General features: G+C 58.0%; 19 protein-coding genes. 4 read left to right on the top strand and 15 right to left on the bottom strand.

The genetic code is table 11. The features are described 5' to 3' along the window. Positions 1–49 precede the first annotated feature (49 nt). From moeB to LARV_RS15255, 3 genes are read left to right on the top strand one after another with little or no spacing between them, the layout of a single operon-like run. The gene (moeB, locus tag LARV_RS15265; protein ID WP_075074441.1) at positions 50–1,204 is read left to right on the top strand and encodes a molybdopterin-synthase adenylyltransferase MoeB; all 1,155 of its coding nucleotides are present in this window, start codon (positions 50–52) and stop codon (positions 1,202–1,204) included. Between the two features lie 48 nt (positions 1,205–1,252). After that, entirely contained in the window at positions 1,253–2,161 is a 909-nt protein-coding gene (locus LARV_RS15260) for a PIG-L deacetylase family protein (protein ID WP_152031817.1), read from the top strand. Beyond that, positions 2,158–2,964, top strand: coding sequence for a carotenoid biosynthesis protein (locus LARV_RS15255; RefSeq protein ID WP_075074439.1), 807 nt, complete (start codon positions 2,158–2,160; stop codon positions 2,962–2,964). The genes LARV_RS15260 and LARV_RS15255 overlap by 4 nt, the downstream gene beginning before the upstream one ends. Here LARV_RS15255 and LARV_RS15250 read toward each other — a convergent pair. From LARV_RS15250 to LARV_RS15180, 15 genes are all read right to left on the bottom strand, one after another. Continuing rightward, positions 2,933–3,553: an HD domain-containing protein gene (locus LARV_RS15250; RefSeq protein WP_075074438.1), complete on the bottom strand. Its 621-nt coding sequence runs from the start codon at positions 3,551–3,553 to the stop codon at positions 2,933–2,935. The two genes, LARV_RS15255 and LARV_RS15250, sit on opposite strands and share 32 nt — an antisense overlap. A 9-nt stretch (positions 3,554–3,562) precedes the next feature. After that, positions 3,563–4,573, bottom strand: coding sequence for a CHAD domain-containing protein (locus LARV_RS15245; RefSeq protein ID WP_075074437.1), 1,011 nt, complete (start codon positions 4,571–4,573; stop codon positions 3,563–3,565). A 37-nt stretch (positions 4,574–4,610) separates the two neighbouring features. Next, a complete protein-coding gene (locus LARV_RS15240) occupies positions 4,611–5,306 on the bottom strand; it encodes a dTMP kinase (protein WP_075074436.1) in 696 nt (231 codons plus the stop codon). Then, a complete protein-coding gene (tmk, locus tag LARV_RS15235; protein ID WP_075074435.1) occupies positions 5,303–6,043 on the bottom strand; it encodes a dTMP kinase in 741 nt (246 codons plus the stop codon). Before tmk ends, LARV_RS15240 begins: the two co-directional genes overlap by 4 nt. Before the next feature lie 144 nt (positions 6,044–6,187). After that, complete coding sequence (phoU, locus tag LARV_RS15230; protein ID WP_075074434.1) at positions 6,188–6,871, bottom strand: phosphate signaling complex protein PhoU; 684 nt, start codon at positions 6,869–6,871, stop codon at positions 6,188–6,190. A gap of 23 nt (positions 6,872–6,894) precedes the next feature. Continuing rightward, positions 6,895–7,683: a phosphate ABC transporter ATP-binding protein PstB gene (gene pstB, locus LARV_RS15225; protein WP_075074433.1), complete on the bottom strand. Its 789-nt coding sequence runs from the start codon at positions 7,681–7,683 to the stop codon at positions 6,895–6,897. Beyond that, the gene (gene pstA / locus LARV_RS15220; RefSeq protein ID WP_075074432.1) at positions 7,680–8,924 is read right to left on the bottom strand and encodes a phosphate ABC transporter permease PstA; all 1,245 of its coding nucleotides are present in this window, start codon (positions 8,922–8,924) and stop codon (positions 7,680–7,682) included. Before pstA ends, pstB begins: the two co-directional genes overlap by 4 nt. Further along, a complete protein-coding gene (pstC, locus tag LARV_RS15215) occupies positions 8,921–9,868 on the bottom strand; it encodes a phosphate ABC transporter permease subunit PstC (RefSeq protein WP_075075264.1) in 948 nt (315 codons plus the stop codon). Before pstC ends, pstA begins: the two co-directional genes overlap by 4 nt. A gap of 108 nt (positions 9,869–9,976) precedes the next feature. Next, positions 9,977–11,071 (bottom strand): PstS family phosphate ABC transporter substrate-binding protein, encoded by a 1,095-nt coding sequence (locus tag LARV_RS15210; protein ID WP_201785930.1) that lies wholly within the window; start codon positions 11,069–11,071, stop codon positions 9,977–9,979. Between the two features lie 173 nt (positions 11,072–11,244). After that, entirely contained in the window at positions 11,245–12,996 is a 1,752-nt protein-coding gene (locus tag LARV_RS15205) for an ATP-binding protein (RefSeq protein WP_075074430.1), read from the bottom strand. A gap of 3 nt (positions 12,997–12,999) precedes the next feature. Continuing rightward, complete coding sequence (locus LARV_RS15200; protein ID WP_075074429.1) at positions 13,000–13,722, bottom strand: response regulator transcription factor; 723 nt, start codon at positions 13,720–13,722, stop codon at positions 13,000–13,002. Then, a complete protein-coding gene (locus LARV_RS15195; RefSeq protein WP_075074428.1) occupies positions 13,715–14,938 on the bottom strand; it encodes a glycosyltransferase family 4 protein in 1,224 nt (407 codons plus the stop codon). The genes LARV_RS15200 and LARV_RS15195 overlap by 8 nt, the downstream gene beginning before the upstream one ends. A 41-nt stretch (positions 14,939–14,979) precedes the next feature. Further along, on the bottom strand, positions 14,980–16,917 hold the full coding sequence (locus tag LARV_RS15190) for an alginate lyase family protein (RefSeq protein WP_075074427.1): 1,938 nt from the start codon (positions 16,915–16,917) through the stop codon (positions 14,980–14,982). Positions 16,918–16,941: 24 nt separating this feature from the next. Continuing rightward, on the bottom strand, positions 16,942–17,610 hold the full coding sequence (locus LARV_RS15185) for a hypothetical protein (RefSeq protein WP_075074426.1): 669 nt from the start codon (positions 17,608–17,610) through the stop codon (positions 16,942–16,944). A 3-nt stretch (positions 17,611–17,613) separates the two neighbouring features. Then, positions 17,614–19,800, bottom strand: a complete 2,187-nt coding sequence (locus LARV_RS15180) for a bi-domain-containing oxidoreductase (protein ID WP_075074425.1) — start codon at positions 19,798–19,800, stop codon at positions 17,614–17,616. A 136-nt stretch (positions 19,801–19,936) separates the two neighbouring features. Between LARV_RS15180 and LARV_RS15175 the strand changes: the two genes are divergently transcribed. Further along, positions 19,937–21,046 (top strand): aminopeptidase, encoded by a 1,110-nt coding sequence (locus LARV_RS15175; RefSeq protein WP_075074424.1) that lies wholly within the window; start codon positions 19,937–19,939, stop codon positions 21,044–21,046. Positions 21,047–21,064 lie beyond the last annotated feature (18 nt).

Genomic DNA, 21,064 nt, shown 5'->3' with positions numbered 1-21,064 from the left:
CATTTTTTGGTATGATGGCTGGGTATTGTTGAGAGCCAAAGGAGAAGTTATGTTACCAGAATTATCCCAGGATGAAATATTGCGCTATTCGCGCCATTTATTAATCCCCGAAGTCGGGATGGAAGGGCAGCGCAAGCTCAAGGCGGCTTCGGTCTTGATCGTCGGCACGGGTGGGCTGGGCTCGCCGGTGTCGATGTACCTGGCCGCGGCCGGCGTGGGCCATCTGGGATTGGTGGATTACGATGTCGTAGATTCTTCCAACCTGCAGCGACAGGTGATCCACGGCACCGACCGGGTTGGGAAGTTGAAAGTCGACTCGGCCCGCCAACGCCTGGCGGATCTCAATCCGTATATACAGGTGGAAACCTATAACGAAGTTTTTTCCTCTGAAAATGCGTGGCGAATCGGGGCCGGTTATGACATCCTGGTCGACGGCAGCGATAATTTTCCCACGCGGTACCTGCTGAACGACCTGGCAGCGCTGACCGGCCGGCCGTATGTCTATGGATCGATCTTCCGTTTCGAGGGCCAGGTCAGCGTATTCGATGCGCGCAAGGGCGCCTGCTACCGCTGCCTGTTCCCAGAACCCCCACCGCCCGGGATGGTGCCTTCCTGTGCAGAGGGCGGCGTATTCGGCGTCCTGCCCGGAACCATCGGCACCCTGCAGGCGGCCGAGGTGATCAAACTGATTCTGAGGATCGGTGAGCCGCTGGTCGACAAGCTGCTCCTCTATGACGCGCTGGATTCCACGATGCAGACGGTGCACCTGCGCAAGAACCCAAACTGCCGGGTCTGCGGCGAGCATCCGGATATCACGCATTTGATCGATTACGAAGAGTTCTGCGGCGTTCCGACGCGCGACGCACACGCGGGGCTGGCCGGCGGTGATTGGGATATCGAGCCGCGAGAGGTGCAGCGCCGCCTGCAGAACAACGATTCCATACAACTGGTGGACGTGCGCGAACCCATTGAATTACAGATTTCTTCGATCCCCGGGGCGGTGCTGGTCCCTTTGACGCAGCTCCCGCAGCGCCTGGAAGAATTGGATCGTAATAAAGATCTGGTGCTGTTCTGCCGAACGGGTGTACGCTCGGCGCGCGCGCTGCGCTTGCTGGCCGGCCAGGGGTATACTCGCCTGCATAACCTGAAAGGCGGCATCAACGCCTGGTCGGAACAGGTGGACCCTTCGATCAAACGGTATTAGGCCGACAATATTTGGCAAATGGCATCATGTATTATTGGTGAGGTCAAAATGAGTGCTGAAGCATTGAAATTTCAATCCAACCGGGCGACGCTGCTGGCTGTTCTGGCGCACCCGGACGATGAGACTTTCGGTCTGGGCGGAACCCTGGCGCTGTATGCGCGCCGCGGCGTCCAGGTTTATCTGGTGTGCGCCACGCGCGGTGAAGTGGGCGACGTGGACGAGAAATATCTGCGCGGTTTTGATTCGGTAGGGGCGCGGCGCGAAGCCGAGTTGCGCTGCGCTGCTGAAAAACTGGGCCTGAGCGGTGTCTATTTCCTCGGTTACCGCGATTCGGGCATGCCCGGCGCGGCGGATAATCACCATCCTCAGGCGCTGGCTGCCCAGCCCGTGGAAAAAGTGGCCGGCGAAGTCGCCAGTTACATCCGGCTGCTGCGGCCGCAGGTGGTGCTGACCTTCGACCCGATCGGCGGTTACCGGCACCCGGACCATATCGCTATACACAATGCCACGGTGCGGGCATTTCAAATGGCCGGGGATGCGCAGTTCGCGGATGGGCGTTCGCTGGCGCCATTCCAGGCTGACAAACTTTATTTCCAAACCATGCCGCGGACCTTATTGCGATTGATGGTGCGCATGATGCGCCTGACCGGGCGCGACCCGAGCAAATTCGGGCATAATCAAGACATCGACCTGGAATCCATTGCCAGAGTCAGTTTCCCGACCCACGCTGTGGTCGAATACCGCGCTGTGGCCGCCATCCGGGACGATGCATCGGCCTGCCATGCCAGCCAGGGCGGCCAGGGAATGGTGGGCGGCGTATTTGGAACGCTGCGGCGCTGGTTTGCCTCGCGCGAAACGTATATGCGCGCCGAACCCGTGCCGGTCGACGGGCACATCGAACGGGATTTATTCGAAGGATTGGAGATTCCGCCGGTTGGAAATAAGGTAAAACTATGACCCTTCGCAAGGCGACCATCGGGTTGTTGGCCCTGTCCGTGGCTCTGAATCTGGTCGGAATTGGATTTCTGGCAACCGTCGGCCATCCGCCGGCGCTGCTGACGCCGCTGACCACGTTGGTCACCTTTGCATTTGCCGTGCTGCACGCCGGAGGATCCCTGGGATGGCGGCGCGGGATCGGGCCGCTGGTCATTGTGGCGGTCACCGGATTGGCTTTCGAAAGCATCGGGGTGGCCACTGGCGCCGTTTATGGTCCGTACCATTACACCGCAAAACTCGGGCCGAAATTTCTGGATCTGGTGCCGTTCCTGATTCCGGTGGCCTGGTTTATGATGATCTATCTCTCATTTCGCATAGCCAATGATCTGGCCGATCGATGGGGTCTGCGCGGCTTCTGGCAGGACCTGGCCGCCGCGGGGTTGGGCGCAGTCGCCATGACGGCCTGCGATCTGGCCATGGATCCGATGATGGTGGCCGCCGGCCACTGGGTCTGGGAAAAACCGGGACCCTATTTTGGCATTCCACTGCAAAATTTCTGGGGGTGGTGGCTGACGACGTTCACCGCATTGGGACTGTACGGGTTGCTGCAGCGTTGGCTGGGCGGAAGGAATCGACCTTTGATGACCAGCGCCATGCCGGTCATCGCCTACGCGGCCATGGGAGCCAGCACGATCGCTGCCGATTTTCTCATTGGCCTGGGCGGCCCGGGGATGGTCGGCATTTTTGCCATGCTTCCCTGGATTGGGGTCGGGTTGAGTCCCAACCCCCAGACTAGATCAACGATTTCCAGCGAAAAGATATAGCTCTTTGAAAAACGATTCCCAGTAGATCGCTTTTTTCGATGGCCGCTGTTTCTTCTTCGATCGCCGTCAAGGTTTTGATGGCGCAGTGAATGACGATTTTCTTCTTGCTGACATGCACCATCAGATCCCGTACCCGGCTCTGGTGGGCTGCATCCAATCCATCCGCGGTACGCAGGATGGCGCTGAGCGTCTTGACCTTTTCCTGTTCATCCGGCTCGAGCGCGGCAAAATGATCCTGATTCAAGCTGGGCAGCGCCTTGCGGTGATAGCGGGCGATGGATCCAATGATCAGGCGCTCCTTGCTTTCGAAGGGCAGCAGTTGGGTGGTTTGAATGATCCGGAGGGCCGTTTTGTGATGGCCTTTCCAACCTTCCACCCAACCGATATCGTGCAGGATGCCGGCGCATTGCAGCCAGAAACGCTCCGTCTCGCCCAGTTGGTGAAGCGCCTGCAGCTCATCGAACAGGCGCAGCGCCAACCGCGTGACCTGATGGGTATGCCCTTCCTCATATTCCAGCGTTTGGGCAAGTTGCAGGCAGGCCTGCAGGGCATTTTCCTGTTCCGGGGACATCTTCGCAGCGAATTTCATAAGACGACCTTACGCACTTTCTTGAGCGACGCCATCCACAACCGATTCGAGTTGAGCCTGAACGGCAGGAAGATAGGTCGTGGACACTTGATTGATCAATTGATCCCATAATCCTTCCTGGCGCCAACTCTGCCATTTTTCGAGGAACTCGACATAGAGACGGTCGCGGGTGGTCGTGCGGTCGGCGAAGTAAGCATCCAGGCCGGGCACCAGGCGCCGAAATGGACCTTCGCTGCCGTAATATCGCAGCGTACGTATCCGTTCGCGTTCCTTGAATTCCGGCAGGTAGATCATCCACACATCGCAGTCATGGATCTCGCCCAGCAGTTCCTGTGTCTGGCGCAGGGCTTTGAGAAACAACTTCAATTCGTCTGCATACAGCGGGCTGAAGATTTCCAGCGTGTAGCGCAGGTGTTTGGCGGCGATGCGCATGGCATGCAGGTCATCTTTATCTTCCGGATCCTGGATGAAGGGTTCGTAATACAAAAACTGTTCGAGCTTCTCTCGCACCGCTGTACAGGCCAAAGCGTAAAGTGGCGCCGAGCGGGGCAGATTTTCGATGCCCTTCAGGATGGGATTCAGCTTGCGTTGCATTTCCATCAAGACATCGCTCTTCACCAGATCGGCCAGCGCCTTTTCGACTGCCCGTTGAAGCTTCTGGCGGCGCTGGCGCAACCGCAGCAGCAAGCGACGCACGCCAGGTCGAGCCGGACCGATGGGTAGCTGAAGGTAGAACTGTTGTAGATGATCGATCTGCACATCGCAATCCCGGGCTGCCCCCAACGCCTTCGTCAACTCACGGACGTTTTGGTTCCAGCCTTCGAATTTCTTGGGCGCAAGCCCGGGACCAAAGAGCGGAATGCCGGTTCGCAGGCGACGTGAAGCCACGCGCATGCGGTGAATGGTTTCGATATCTTTCCCTTGCCGGACCCCTTCATATTCCTGCTGCAGCGCGCCCAGGTTTCTGAGGAGATTATCCGCACCAAAATCCAGAATGCTGGCATCGGTCCTGGTTTTCATCCTCAGATTCTCCATGCCGAACAGGAATGCTGATCCGTCAGTATGATTCTTCCTCGAGCAACGGCTTGATTTCTCGCTTGAGGTTCTCGAAAACAACCGGGATCGGGCGGGTGGCATCAATGGTGATGAAGCCGTACTCTTTCGCCATTTGATCGAATTGTTCGATCAGGCGGGACTGGTAGATGCAAAAGCTGTCATAGAGATCGCCTGCAAAATGCATATCCATGCCCGATTCCCAGAAATCGAAACCGCGGCCGTGTATCATGCGTTTGACCAGGGCGGGGACATCCGCACGCAGATAGAAGACGATATCCGGTTTCAGCGCGACATCATAGATTTTGCGCGCCCAGACCGGATCCGCGCCGCGGACGATATCGCGGGCGATGATCGAGTAGAAATACCGGTCCGAAAGGACGTGGAAACCGGCTTTCAGCGCCGGGATGATCTGGTTTTCCAGGCGGTCGGAAAAATCGGTGGCGTAAAACAGGCTCATCGTCTGCCGGCCCAGGGTATGTCCGAGCTTGGCGGCATCCAGGCCGGGTTGGGTCAGATTCGAACGGCGTAATCCGGTATCGGAAACCGCGTACCCATCGGCTTCGAGCCAGGTGCGCAGCATATTGATCTGGGTCGAACGGCCGACGCCATCTGAACCTTCCAGGACGATCAATTTTCCCAGCAGTTCTGTGGCAGGTCGATAAGGGAAGCCGGCGCCGTAATATTCCTGGGGACTCATTGAGCTGCCTCCTCTTTTTCGACTGCGACCGGGGCCGGCTTCCGGCGCCGGCGGGGAACGATCATAGGCTGATTGAGCCCTTCCCAACCCTGCAGGACTTTCTTGACGATCTGGCGTACATATTTTTGCTGTTTTTGTACGGGCAGCGCGCCGTCGATCACGGTCAACCCAAACTCGTCCACCATCGAATCATATTCACTGATGATGCGCTGTTGGAAAAGCCGGAAGCTGGTTACTTTGTTATCCGAGAGACCCAGGTCCATGCCGGCTTCGTAATATTTCAGGTTCGAGCGCCCGGTCAGGATACGTTCCACGGCAATATCGACCGGGACGCGAAAATACAGGGCCAGATCCGGCATGGGCGCAAAGGAATACAGATTGCGTACCCATTCGCGGTCCACACCGCGCGCCACATCGCGCGCAAATGCGGTGAAGGCGTAACGATCGGCCAGCACGATGACGCCTGCCTTGAGCATGGGCAGGATGTGATTTTCCCAACGGTCAGAAAAATCGGTGGCTTGAAGCAGGCTGAATGTGGTGGGGGTGAACATCTTCTCCGATTTGCCCAGTTTGGTTGTGCTTTTCACCAAATCGGAAGAGTTCCATTCGCTAAAATAGACCAACTTGCCCTGGTTCTGCAGCCATTTGTTCAGTAAATCAATCTGGGTGGATTTACCGCTGCCGTCGATGCCTTCGACGACGATCAATTTCCCTTTGTAGCGATTCGGAAGTAACATGGTCAAGACCCCATGAATTGTTGGAAAAGTTGTCTTGATTATAGCACTTGAAAATCAATCTGTATAAATTTGCTCATCATTCTGAACCCGGAATAGAAACGACCTGCCGATCCGGCAGGCCGCGAGTGTTCGATCAGGCCAGAATTATTCTGCGTCGCTTTCCTCGTCGTCTGAAGTTTCGAATTCCAACAGGTCGCCGGTGGTAATGAATACCGTGCGCTCGCAGATATTGGTGACGCGATCGGCCATGCGTTCCAGGTTGTGCGCCACCCACATCAACAGGTTGTATTGATCGATGGTGGCTGGATTGGCGATCATCGATTCGACCAGGTTGTGGTAGATCTGGTCGTAAAGGGTGTCGACCGCCTCATCTTCGGCCGGGATGGCTGAAGCCTGGTTGGAATCTTCATTGACGAAGGCGCTCAATGAGCGGTGGAGCATACCCACAGCCAGGTTGGCCATTCGTTTCAGGTCGCGCGCGGGAATGTTGATATCCGCGTCCTTCAAACGAAGGGTGATCTTGGCAATGCCTTTGGCGTAATCGCCCATGCGCTCGATTTCGGTGATGATCTCCAGGATGGCCGCCAGCAGGCGCAGATCATGCGCCAGGGGCTGTTGGGTGGCGATCAGGATGAGGACGGCGTTTTCGATGGCGAAGCGCTTGTCATTGATTTGCTGATCGTTGTCGTAGATGTGGACGGCAGCTTTTTCATCGCGCAGGCATAAAGTGTCCACTGCGCTCAACATGGCCTGTTCCACCATGCTGCCCAGCAGCAATACTTCATCCAGAAGATGCTGAATTTGACGCGTTAGGGTATCGCGGGGCATAAAATACCTCTCTGCTGCCTGCCTCAGCCAAAGCGGCCGGTGATGTAATCCTCGGTCCGTTTATCACGCGGCCGGGTGAAAATCTGACTGGTGTCTCCATATTCTACCATCAATCCGGCCCGGTCATCATCCATGGTAAAGAAGGCCGTGTAATCCGAAGCGCGGCCCGCCTGCTGCATGTTGTGGGTGACGATGATGATGGTGTACTTTTCGGAGAGCGTGCGCATCAGGTCCTCGATTTTGAGCGTGGCGATCGGGTCCAGTGCAGAACAGGGTTCATCCATCAGAATGATCTCGGGCTTGACCGCCAGGGCGCGGGCGATGCACAGGCGCTGCTGCTGGCCGCCGGAGAGCGCCAGTGCGCTTTTCTTGAGATCGTTTTTGACCTCATCCCACAGCGCGGCTGATTGCAGCGTGTTTTCCACCAGATCGTCCATGTTGCCTTTATAACCGTTGATGCGCGCTCCCCAGGCAATGTTTTCGTAAATGCTCTTGGGGAATGGATTGGGCCTCTGAAAAACCATGCCGATCATCTGGCGCACCTGCACGGGATCGATCGCCGGGTCATAGATATCCTGGCCGTGGAAAAGAATTTTGCCCTCGATGTGCGCGCCCTGGACAAAATCATTCATGCGGTTGAATGAGCGCAGGACGGTGCTTTTGCCGCATCCGGAAGGCCCGATGATGGCGGTGATTTTATTGCGCAGAATTTCGAGGTTGACATTCTTGACCGCGCGAAAGGCGCTGTAATAGATCGATAGATCCTGAACGTGGATGATGACTTCGGAATTGTTCGGAGTTTGTGAGGTCATGCCAACCGCCTGCTAAATCGATTGCGGAGCAAGATGGCTGCCGCATTCAGGGATAAGAGCGAAATCATCAGCACCAGGATGGCCGCCGCCGCAACATTGCGGTAAACCTCCTGTGGCCGTGTGGTCCAATTATAAATCTGAATTGGCAAAGCGGTAAATTTCGAGAACGGACCGGTTGGGTCGCTGGTGATGAAGGCTGCTGCGCCTACAATGATCAACGGAGCCGTCTCACCCATGGCCCGCGAAATGGCCAGTATGGTACCGGTCAGGATTCCCGGCAGCGCAGCGGGCAGGACGTGATTCCAGATGGTTTGCCAGCGAGTCGCCCCCAGTCCGTAGCTGGCCTGGCGCAGCGAAACAGGCACCGCCCGGATGGCTTCCTGAGCATTGATGATGATCACCGGCAGGATCAGCAGCGCCATGGTCAACCCGGCGGATAAGATGGTTCGCCCGTTGCTGTCCGATGAGCCAAAAACCGCGCCGCTGGTGAGCGGCGCAAGCCCGCGCACGAAGATGGCCAGCCCGAGGATGCCGTACACAATGGAGGGTACGCCGGCCAGATTGTCGATATTGGTCTGGATGATGCGGTTGTACCATTTTTTCGAATCCGCATACTCTTCGAGATAAATGGCCGAACCCACCCCGATGGGGAACGCAACCAGGACCGTGATCAGGATCAGATACAGCGAGCCCAGCAGGGCGGCGCGCACGCCGGTCAACAGGGGATCGCCGGAGAGCGGGTCGATCAGAAAACTGCCGCTGAACCAGGCGCGAAATTCCAGATGCCCTTTGGGATATTTTTGAGTCACCTCGGCCCGGATTTGATCGCTGTGCATCAACCACTGGGTGATGGAAAAACTGTCCAGCGCGCGCGGCTGGACGACGTTCTCGTAGACCAGGTTGAGCAGGTCGGCGTGGTTGCGCTCGGTGATTGTTTGGGCGCGGTCGAGTGTTCGAAAGCGGTTCTTGCTCAGGTTGGCTTCCAACAGGTTGGCCAGGTCGGAATTGGTCAATTCCGCCAGCGGTTTGCTGGCCAGGGTGGCGGGATCCTTCTTATATTCGATGACCACATAGCTGAAACTCTTGTCCAGCACAGTCAGCAGGAGTGCAATCAGGGCAATCAGACCGATGACGGTTGCGCTGAAGAAAATACCCTGCCAGACCTTACCCGTGCGATGGCGTTTTGCCAGTCCGGAACTCCGGCGGCTGTGAGAAGGTTCGATAAAGAAATCATGGTTCATTCGTATACCTCTCGATATTTCGCCACCAGGCGCCGGCTGACGATGTTCAGAATCAGCGTAACCATAAACAGCAGCAAACCAATGGCAAAGATGCTGTTGTAATCGGGCGTGTCGTAGGCCAGGTCGCCGCCGCTGATGCGCGCAATGTAGCCGGTCATGGTCTCGGCGCCTTTGAGCGGGTTGAAGGTGAAAGCCGGGCCCGAACCGGCCGCGATGGCCACGATCATGGTTTCACCGATGGCGCGGGAAACGCCAATGATGACCGCAGCGATGATGCCGGACAGCGCGGCTGGCATGACGATCCGGATCGCGGTTTCGAAACGAGTCGCACCCAGGCCATAAGCAGCATCGCGCAGCGAGCGTGGAACCGCGCTGAGCGCATCCTCACTCATCGAACTGATCAGGGGTAAGATCATGATCCCCATCACCAATCCAGCCGAAAGCATATTGTAGATCTGGACATTATTTTCGCCGAACAGGCCGCGCAGCAAGGGCGTCATAAAATTCAGGGCAAAATAACCGTAGACCACGGTGGGCACACCGGCCAGAATTTCGAGGATGGGTTTGAGAATGGCGCGCGCTTTTTGGGATGCGTATTCGCTCAAATAGATGGCCGCCGCCAATCCAAGCGGAATGGCAATCAACATGGCGAAGATCGTTGTCATCAATGTGGAATTGATCAGCGGGAGAACGCCAAATTTGCCAATGGAGGGCTGCCAGGTTGTGGAGGTGAAAAAGTCAAGGAGTCTCACGTCCGGGCTGTTGAAAAAAAGCAGGGATTCCTTTCCAAGCTCGTAAACAATTCCCAGTGTGGTCAGAATGGAGATGGCGCCGCACAGAAAGAGAAAAAGATGAATCAGAATCTCACCCACCCTGGGCCGTTGTTTCAGCCGTGCCAGATTGATCGCGGGGGTATCCTGGGCCAGGCTGCGTGACAATTCCATACTGGTCATTAACAATCCTTTGTCAGGTTTCATTTGCAGGGTGAAGGCTGGTCCTCAAGTGAGCCCTTGAAGGCCAGCCTTTCGAATTTCGTTATTGATTGGACCGGTTTATTTCACCGCGTCCAGCCAGGCCTGTTTGGCTGCGTTGAGAGCATCCACGCTGGCGGGGAAGTAACCCACCTCGGTGATAACATCGTCGACGTTGGTGAGGAAGTAGTTGATGTAACCGGCGACCTGTGGTTTTTCCTTCAGGATGTTCGCATCCGAGTAGATGAACAGCGGTCGGGAGAGGGCATATTCACCGCTTTCAGCCGTATCGAAGGAAGGCGCGACAGCGTTGATGGACACGGCGGTCAAACGATCGGACTGCTCGTTGAAGTAGGCGTAACCGAAGTAGCCGATGGCGTACGGGCTGCCTTCCACACCTTGAACCAGAACGTTGTCATCTTCCGAGGTCTGCAGGTTCTTGGCTTCCAGGGCCAGTTTCTTGGCGTCATCCACCGTTGCGAGGTTGAGCCCCTTTTGGATGGCAAATTCATTGAAGAAGTCGAAGGTGCCCGAGTCGGTGCCGGGAGTGAAGCGCTGGATGGCTTCGGCCGGCCAGGAAGGATCCACATCCGACCATTTTTCAGAAGTGGTGAAGATGGCGGCCAATTGCTCGAGGGTCAGGTTGGTCACGAAGGTATTGTCTTTGCTGACCACAACTGCGATGGCGTCGGTGCCGATGCGGAATTCAATTGGGGTGCGAGCCGGATTCAACGCGGCGCAGGCTGCTCGTTCGGTGTCCTTGATGGCGCGACTGGCGTTGGATACGTCCGTTTCGCCGGTTTTGCAGAAGCGTTCGAAACCACCGCCGGTGCCGACACTGGCCAGGTTGATATTGCCCGCAAAGCCGTCTTTTTTGAAATTATCGGCGAGGACTTCGGCCAACGGATAGACCGTGGACGAACCGGCCGTATTGATATCACCGCTGAGGGTCGAAGGATCCACCGCAGGCAGTTCGATGGCGGAGCTGGTGGCAGCAGCCACGGTGGGTTGAGTGGTCTGGGTGGCTTCAGGTGCCTGGGTAGGTTCTACCGGGGCGGTCGTGGGGGCGGCTGGCGCCGTGGTCGGCGCGGCAGTCGTGGCGGCTGCGGGTGCGCAGGCAGCCAGAAGAATACTCAAAGCGGCAATTACAGTAAAAACGATTATCGAACGACGCATTTCTCTCATCTCCTGATTCGTTTTTTTTCGTTCGTTTTGACTATACCCACGCATCGTTAAGACCCGAAAAAGGTTTTGTTAACAGTTCATGAACGGCGGGATAAGGTTTGAGTTAATAAACAGAGCATGGATTCAGAAGAATCCATGCTCTGTTGGAACGGAAAGGAGGTTGTTTATTGCGCAGGCGGAATGGAAATAAAGAACGTACTGCCCTTCCCAATTTCACTCTCTGCCCAGATACGCCCGCCGTGAGATTCAACGAGATGTCTGGCGATGGAAAGCCCCAGCCCGGTGCCCCCGCCCGAACGCGCGCGGTCGGCTTTGTAGAAACGCTCGAAGATACGCTTCAAATCCTCTTCGGCGATGCCCACGCCGGTATCCGAAATGGCCAGAATGATGTCATTTTCCTGCAGCCAGCCGCGAATTTGGATCGATCCGCCGGGTGGCGTGAATTTGATGGCGTTATGGATCAGGTTGACCAGTACCTGTTCCATGCGCGAAGCGTCGACATTGACCCTGGGTAAATCCTCGGGGCAATCCATGGTCAGGGTCAGGCCGGAACGTTCCGCCTGGATACGCATGCGATCCACGGCGGGTTGGATGAGTTCCTTCGGGGCAATCAAGGTGCGTTCGAGCTGCACCCGGCCGGATTCGATCCTGGACAGGTCCAACAGTTCCTGAACCAGTTGGGTCAGGTTATCGATTTCGACCGACATGCGTTCCAGGAAGCGCCGGGCGGCTGGCGGGTCATCCAACGCGGTTTCCTGCACGGTCTCGGTGAGCGCCTTCAGCGAAGCCAGCGGGGTGCGCAGCTCGTGGCTGACATTGCTGATGAAGTCCCGCCGGACGGTTTCCAGACGGCGCATGCGGGTATAGTCCTGCAGAAGGATCAGTGTGCGGCCGTCGTCGGTTTCAAGAGGGGTAGCAATGGCCTGCAGGATCAATCGGTCCGGAGTCTCGAGCGAGGTAATTTGTTGCTCACCCGTCGATTGGGTCTTTTTCCACAGATCGACGATGACATGGTGGCGAATGACCTCCGCCAGGGTCTTCCCAAGCGACTCGCTGGCGCTGATCGAAAAAATCCTTTCAGCAGCCGGGTTGATGAGTTCGACCAGACCATCGGCGTTCACAATCAAAATACCGTCCGACATGGTCGCCAACACTGCGGATAATTTGCTCCGTTCGGCGCTCAATTCCTTGATTTGCGTGCTGATCTGGGCCGCCATGCGGTTGAACGCATTCGACAGCCGGCCGATTTCATCCAGACGGCGCCCCGGGATGGACTCCACATATTTACCGGATTCGAGTCGCGCCACCGCCGTGGTCAGCGATCGCAGGGGCTGTACGGTCTGATAGGTGATACCAAAGGCCAGCAAAACGACCAGTAGGGCGGTGACCCCCGCGGTTGCGAAGATGATGCCCCGGAATTGACGGGTATGGGCCTCGATACTGGCCAGCGATATGGCCATGCGGGCGACGCCGATCACTTTTCCATCCAGGCGAATAGGCGTGGCCGTGTACAGCAGGCGCGTCCGCAATGTATCGCTGTACCGAACTTCGCTGGTTTCCTGCCCGCCGATCGCTCCTTTGACCTCGGGACGGTCGAGGTGATTCTCGAGCGTACTGGGATCGCGTTCTGAATCCGCAATCACTTTACCATCCGGCAGGATCACGGTGATGCGGGTGTTTAGCAGAAAAGAGGTCTGGGTGGTGAGATCCGAAAGGGTCGGATAAGGCTCACCCTGGTCGAGCACAGGCGCGATTTGATTGGCAAATAAACGCGTCGAAGCGAACTGGTTGACCGTAAGCTGGTCGACGTAGGTTTTATCCATGTAGTTGTTGAGAAATGCTCCCAACGCAATCAAAATCACGGTAACCAGGATCAGGTAGGGTACGGCAATTCGATAGACGATTGAATCGCGCATGAGCTATCCTTCGAATCGATAACCGGCTCCCCGCACGGTGATCAGCCGGGTCGGGTTGGATGGATCTTCCTCGATTTTTTCACGCAACCAGCGCATGTGCACATCTACGGTCCGGCTGTCGCCCGTAAAATCCCAGCCCCATACATTTTCAAGGATGAGATCCCGCGAGAGAACCACTCCTTGATGTTGGGCAAAATAGACCAGCAATTCATATTCCTTGGGTTTCAAAGCCAGAGCCTGATCGCGCAAACGCACCTCGTGTCGGGAAAGGTCGATGACCAGGGAACCATAGATCAGAGAATTTCCGGGCGCCAGGGTGCTGCCGGTTTGTTGGGCAGCGCTGGTCAGTTCTTCCCGGATCATGCGCACTCTGCGCAGCAGGGCTTTGACCCGGGCCAGGAATTCGCGCATGCTGAAGGGTTTGGTCAGATAATCGTCCGCGCCTACTTCCAGCCCAACCACACGATCGATTTCATCATCCCGGGCGGTCAGGATCAAAACAGGCGTGTTCATGGTCTTCCGCAACTCGCGGCAAACTTCGAAACCGTCCATCCCCGGCAGCATCAAATCCAGGACGATCAAATCCGGATGGGCGCTTTGAGCCAGGGTGAGCGCATTCAGGCCGTCTCCGGCGGTTTCCACCTCATAGCCCTGTTTCTGTAGATTATAGGCCAGTGTTTCGAGCAGGGAGATTTCGTCATCCACCACCAGAATCTTTTCAGGCATGTACCCTCCCCATGTCTTCGAGCAGCAGAACCAATCGATCCGCAAGATCGGCGCGGTTAAATTTTTCCTCGACGCAGCGCCGGCCGGCCAATCCCATGGCCCGGCTGCGCTGGCGGTCGGCGGCCAGTTCGCGGATGGCCTGGGCCATGGCGTGCGCGTCCCCGGGCGGAACCGCAATCCCGGCTCCGGCTTCTTCAACCACCTTTCGAATCACACCGTCGATGGCCAACACAACCGGCCGGCTGGCGGCCATGTAATCGAACACCTTGTTGGGATAGGTCGTTTTATACAGCTCGAGCGGCTTTAAAATCGCGATGCAGGCGTCTGCCGCCGACAGCACAGCAGACATACCGTTCTTGGGCACCGGCGGGGTGAAAAAGACGTTGTCCAGGCAGCGCGCGGTAGCCCGGGATTGAAGGCGATTTTTTTCCTTGCCGTCGCCGACCAGCACGATGGCAATTTCCGGGCGATCACGCAGCTCTTCGGCTGCGTCCAGGACGATATCCAGGTCATTGGAAAGGCCATGCGCCCCGGCGTACATGGCAATGAAATGATTGTCCAGGTTGTATTCCTGGCGGAACTGCGCGCCGTTCCCCTGCGGATCGAACATGTCCGGATCGGCCCCATTGGGAATGAGTTCCACCCAGCGTGCGCCGCGCGCCGTGACGTGATCGATGAAACCGGGTGAATTGACCATGACCCGATCCGCGTGCCGGTAAAGAAACCGTTCCAGACCCAACGACAGGCGAATGAGGAGCGGATTGCGAAGCACGCCGACTCCGATGGCAAAGGCCGGCCAGAGATCGCGCACCTCGAATAAAAAAGGCTTCCCTTTCAGGCGGGCCAGCAGCCAGGCTGTGACGCCCTGAAAAATGGGCGGGGAGGTCCCCCATACCAGAGTCACATTTGGCACGCCCAGACCAACAAAGAAGGAAGAAATCATGAAACTGAAAAAGCTCAAAACCCGGTGGAAGAAGCTGCGGTGCAAAGCCGGGTACGTATAAGTGCGCAGGATGGTGATGCCGGCTTCCGACTGCTCTTTTTCGACCCAACCCAGGCGATTCGAACGGCATTTTCCGGTCAGGTAGCTTACCGGGCTGGAAATGATGGTGACCTGATGGCCTTTTTGCACCAGCGCCCGCGCCAGTTCGATATGCCGCGTGCCGCCAGCTTCATTCAATCCGGCAAACGCCTGATGAATCAGGAGAATATGCATGTTCACATTTTATCTTAAAAGCCGGTTGAATTCCGGCGTGGTTAACCGGGTAATTGCCAGCGGGAGACGATTTCCAGAGGTAATTTGGTGTTCCAGATCATGTTCAATGACAGGGCCGGTTCGCGCACGCCGTAGGTGGGTGAGACCCAACCCGAAATGGGCGCTGCGGAGCCAGCGCCGAACACGCGTTCGCCGGCCCGGTCCAGCGTCAAAATACCCGGAGCCTGGCAATCGATGCTGAGCCGAATGGAACCCGCGGGGTGCTCCAGCCGCAGGGTGTTGCCCGCCAGCGACCAGGGCAGATCGGCGATCAGCCAGTGCAGCGCCACCTTGTGTTCTTTCGGCTTCCGGCCAACCGGCGTGAGTCGATCGATGATCCGCCATTCATGCCCGGAGGGGTTGAGCAGGCGGCGTTCGTGACCCACACCGATCCGGCGGTAGCCGTCGCGGCGCGCTGAAATTTCAGCCGCCGCCTCCACCCGGTGAATTCCTGCGGCCTGATCCCAATCCAACCATAAGAAGCGCCCGGCGCGGGTCATGGGTTCCAGGTCGTCGATCTGAACGCTGTTGTGCACCGCCGCACTGGTGAGCGCGTTTTCCCAGGGGGCGGGCGCGTTGTAGAGATAGGTTCCGGCGTCCAGGGCAAGCGGCTGGCCTTTGAACCACAGGTCGACGTGCAGTTGGTCGGCGTGCGCCGGACGGGAGTGAAAGTGGTTGGCGCGTAAAATGGCCCAGGAATCAGGGTTGGAGAGCCGCAGAACCGCCGGATTCACCTGGGAAGGGTGGCTTACCGCGGCGTCCGCCTTTTTCGAGCAGCCCAACCACAGGCCGGTTTCATCCCAGGGACCGGTGGGAAAATATCGGTTTTCTGAAAAGATGCAGCCCGCGGCCTGCAACGTGGGGCGGAAATCCTCATAAGCGCAGGTGGACAACGGTAAAAAGTTGGCGCCGTCGTTGTGCCCGTAATTGGGCGCCAGACCGCTGACCGGGTCCGTTTGCGCGCCCAGCCAGCTCACCGCGGCGCTCAAACGGGCAAGCGCCTGGGCGGTGAAGATCACGCGAATGGACTTTTTGTCTGCATACAGCGCGGCAATCCATAGCGCGCAGTGCAGCATGACGCGGTGGTAATTGGTGGAATATTGCGCATAGGTTCCATCCAGGGCAACCTGTTTGAGAATTCCACGGTTGAAATTGGCCTGCCCAAGGGCGCACCATTGTCTGGATGCGGGATGATCGGGCAGCAGGACTGCGGCGGTGCATAACCCGGCGGCTTCGGCGAGCAGGTGATTGTTGTTCTGGGCCTGCGAATAGCCGAGCGTGGCCGGGATGCGCTCGGCGTGGGCGGCGATGAAACCGCGGAGCAGGCGTAAACGTTCGGGTGTGGACTGCGAAGAAGACCGGAGCAGGCTGGCGGCAAAGGCAACGGACATCAGGCGAATGGCGACTTCCTGGGCGGAAGCCCAATTGGGGCCGGCGTTGGCCGGATTGAAAACCGTGAATTCCTCCAACCGTTCCCAGAAGGTCCGGGCGTAGCGTTCGTCGCCAAAAAAAGCAAAAGCCCTGGCGAGGGTTAACGCCCAGCCGAAGCGGGCCGGCTCCCAGAAAAATTTGATGTCCTGTTGCGTGGATTCGGGCGTCGGTTTTGTCCAATGCGCCGGCGGCGTCACGGCCGGGCGAAGTTGAATGGGACACAATGGCCCGCCAAAGCCACGGAAACTGCCGGAGACAATCGCTTCCGCTTCCAGGCGAAGGGCTTCTTCGGTACCCTTCAAGACTGCCGCGAGATCTGCATGCGAGACGGGCTGCCAGGGGAAGTAAACTTCTGCGCTTTCGGCGGGCCGGATGGGGTGAACCGGCGTCTGGCGCGCGATTTGACCCGTTTTCAGCCCGAATTGATACAGCCCGTACAACCCGGTTTGTTCCAATCCGAGCTGGAATAGGGATTTGAGCTGTACCTGCCAGTGCCTGGGTTCGTCCATTGAGGTTTGGCCGGAGGGTCGGGGTTAAACCAGGGCGTCGTCCAAAAAGCGCCCTACTGTTTGCATGCCTTCCTTCAAGGCCTGAAAGGTGGCGTCTTCGTCGCCGGCAATCTCCAGGCTGTGGTCCGCGCCGGCGGCGATCCAGGCGATGGCCTTGGTGTTCAACTTCAAGATCGAATCCATCTTTTCCTGCTGGTACGTGCTGTCGGCGCCGCCGCACAGAAAGCAAGAGGGGCCCTTGCACGAAAATGCCGCGTCCATGACGATCGGCTCGCGAAACAGGGGGGTGAGCCAGACGGCGCAGGTTGGCAGGCGGGATTGCGCGGTGGGTAAAGCCAGAGCAACGCTGATGGAGCCAATCGATTTGCCCACCAGGACCAGGCCGCGGTATGGACGCTGTTTCAGGCCGACTTCCAATCCGGCCAGGACGTCGCTGCGCAGCCAGCCTTTGCGGCTTTCCGCGTCCAACGCTAGATACTCGGCCGACATCGTCGCCGGCATCAATTGCAGAACATCCACGCCGCGGTTGGAGAGCAGCATTTTCGTGTAGTACAGCAGCGGCATGTCAGCAGTGTAGCCCAAACCGGGCAGCGCCAGCGCCAGCCAATCGTTGGCATGGTCGGCGGAAAAGAAGAGGTTGGAAAGGGAACGTCCGTTTGCACTGACGATCGATAGCTGGGTGGGTGATTTCACCGCTTACTCCTTTCGGGTAGGGGCCTGGATGGATTGAGAATTTCCGCTGCGCAGAGCTTCGACCGCCGCAATGGAGGCGCGCGTGACGGCAATGAGCTCGGTGTAGGGTATGGGTGGAGCTTTCGCGCCCCGGACGGCGTCTAGGAACGCCTCCCAGCCCGCCCGGTGACCCTTGTCCTGGCTCAAGCGGGATTGCATCCCGGTGCGGTGTCCGTTCCGGACCAGTTCCAGCGCGCGGAAATCGTCCAATACGGCCACCCGCCCGCCGCTGAAAATTTCGACGCGCTCCTTTGGGAATGCCTTATCGCCGTTGGCAAGGTAGGTCAGGGTACCCAGCGAACCATCCCCGAAAGTAAAGGTCAATTGAACGTTGTCCTCATGGTACCGTCCGCCGTCCGGCAGTCCAATGGCCTGCACGCTGACCGGCGGCTGACCGACCAGCCAGGTGAGATAATCGATGAAATGGCAGCCTTCGCCAATGATGCGCCCGCCGCCCTGCTGCGGATCCTGCGTCCAGTGGGACACGGGCAAGAACCCGGCGTTGACGCGGTAATGGATCGCCATGGGTTCGCTGCGCCCGTTGAAGAAGCGCTGTACTTCGCGGCTGAAAGGCGCGAAGCGGCGGTTGAAGCCGACCATCAGGCGCGGAGAGGTTTCGTTCGTCCCGGCCAGCACAGCTTCGATCTCGTCCACCTCCGCCGGGGTGATGGCCAACGGCTTCTCACAGAAAACGTGTTTGCCGTGTTCCAGGCCGGCTAAAATCTGGCGCGCGTGCATCTGGTGGCGGGTCAGGATGGCGATGATCTGGATGCCGGGGTCTTCCAGAAGCTCGCTTTCCGAGCTGGAAGCGGATTGAAATCCGTACTTTTGGGCGGCATGGCGGGCGCTGACGCCGGATGCGGTGGCGATGCAGACGCGCTGAACGCCGCCGACTTTTTGGACGATGGGTAGAAATACGGCCGTGGCGTAATTTCCGGCGCCCAAAACGCCCAGGCCGGGTTCGCCTTTCAAAGGTTGGGCGGAACCGACCGGATGCGCCAGTTCGACGCGCTGCGCCGGGGCTTGAGCCGTCTGCGGGTAACTGATGAGCACGCCCAGGAAAGGCTGGTGCTGCTTGCCGGTGATCAGGTCATAAGCTTCGGCGGCCTGGTCGATCTCGAAACGGTGGGTGATGAGCGGGTGCACATCCAATCGTCCGGAAGCGAGCAGCTCGACAAAGGCGGCCATGTTGCGGCCTTCGGTCCAGCGCACATAACCGAAGGGATAATCATGGCCCTGCTCTTCATAGGTTGTGTCGTAACGCCCGGGTCCGTAGGATCGTGAAACCTGGACGGTCAGTTCTTTTTCATAATAAATCTTGCGTGGAATTTCCAGTCCCACCGCGCCTACAGCCACCACCTGGCCATGTTCGCGGGCCAGCGCGCCGGCCAGTTGAATGGGATCGTTGGATTTCGTATCCGCACAGATCAGGACGGCATCGAAACCGCGCCCATCCGTGAAGGTCCGGCCGGCATCTTCGGCCTCGGGGCGGCTTACGGCGGCTTCTGCGCCCATTTGGAGCGCCAGGCGGACGCGCGCCGGATCGAGATCGATGCCAAAGACGCGGCAGCCGGCTGCTTTGGCAATGCCGACGGTCAGTAACCCCAGCAGTCCCAGACCGATCACGGCCACACGGTCGCCAAGCTGGGGTTGGGCCAGGCGAAAACCCTGGAGGGCGATGGCTCCCAGCGTGGTGAAGGCGGCCGATTCGAAATCGACGTTCTCCGGAATGGGGGTCAACAGATTCCTGGGCACGATATTGTACTCAGCATGGACGGCGTAGCCGCCCCCGGCGCAGGCGACCCGATCTCCCACCTGAACGCCGGTCAGGCCTTCGCCAACGGCAACGACCGTGCCGGCCGTTGAATATCCCAAGGCCATGGGTTGGTCCAGCCGGTTGAAGGCGGATTCTACAGTCGTCAGGATACCCTCGCGGCGGGCCTTATCCAGTACCTGGCGAACCAGGTCAGGCCGGGATTGGGCTTTGCCGATCAGACTCTTCTCGGCGAATTCCACCACCATGCGTTCCGTACCGGCAGAAACCAATGAGGACGCCACCTGTACCAGAGCCGCGCCCCGCCTGGGTTGGGGAACGGGCACCTCGACAACCTGGGCCTTCCCGTCGCGCATATTTTGAAGCAATTGTTTCATGCTTTATTTTTTCCTGAAGATGATGTCGACGACAAAAAACTGCCGTCATCTGGATAGATTATAAGCCAGGACTGGTGAGGAAGGACTATAATTCAGCGGTAAACGAAATTGATTACACCTTGAACCGGAGGAATGAATGAGTGATCTTCGCGTTGTGAAGATGGCGCGTATTCTGGTCGATTATTCCACTGCGGTAAAACCGGGCGACCGGGTCATGATCGAAGCGACCACAGCTGCCGAGCCGCTGGTGCGTGAGGTCTATCAGCGGGTATTGGAACGCGGTGGAAATCCGCATCTCCTGCTGAGCCTGCCCGATCAGGAGGAGATTTTCTTTCAGGCAGCCGGGGAAGATCAGTTGGATTTTGTCCCCGTGTTTCACAAACTGGCCGCCGATACCTTCGATGTGCGAATTCGCATTTATTCTGAGACCAACACCCGCCTGCTTTCGCATGTCGATCCCGCCCGCCAGCAGCGCCGCCAGAAGGCGGTGTCCAAAATCCAGGCTGCTGTCCTCGAACGCAGCGCGGCCGGCCAGTTCCGCTGGATGAGCACCCAGTTCCCGACCCAGGCCTACGCCATGGATGCGGATATGGGCTGGCACGAGTACCAGGATTTCGTTTTCCGCGCCTGCCATGCGGATGAAGACACCCCGGATCCGGTGGCGTACTGGCGGAGCGTCGAACGCGCCCAGGCTGCGAACATCGCGCGCATTCAGGGCCATGATCGGGTATCGGTGAAAGGCCTCAATGCCGACCTGCAGCTTTCGATCCAAGGACGCACCTTTCTCAATTCATGCGGCATCCACAACCTGCCGGACGGCGAGATCTACACCGGCCCGGTGGAGGATTCGGTCAACGGCTGGGTGCGCTTTACGTATCCGGCCATCTACGGCGGCCATTCGGTGGAAGGGGTGCAGCTGTATTTCCAGAACGGCCAGGTGGTGAAAGCCACGGCCGAAAAGAATCAGGAGTTCCTGGACCAGATGCTGGCCAGCGACGCCGGCGCGCGCTATCTGGGTGAGTTTGCCATCGGCACCAATTTCCAAATCGACCGCTTCACCAACAATATCCTTTACGATGAAAAAATTGGCGGCACATTCCACATGGCGCTCGGATCCAGTTACCTCGAAACCGGTGGAAAAAACCACAGCGCAATTCATTGGGATATGATCTGCGATTTACGGCGCGACTCTGAAATTCGCGTGGACGGCGAGCTGTTTTATAAAGACGGCCAGTTCACCGAATAATCAATCCCCCTTAAAAAT

The sequence above is a fragment of the Longilinea arvoryzae genome (assembly GCF_001050235.1).
Classification (GTDB): Bacteria; Chloroflexota; Anaerolineae; order Anaerolineales; family Anaerolineaceae; genus Longilinea; species Longilinea arvoryzae.
Note: the sequence above shows the minus strand (reverse complement) of the source record. Positions and strands in the feature narration are given on the sequence as shown.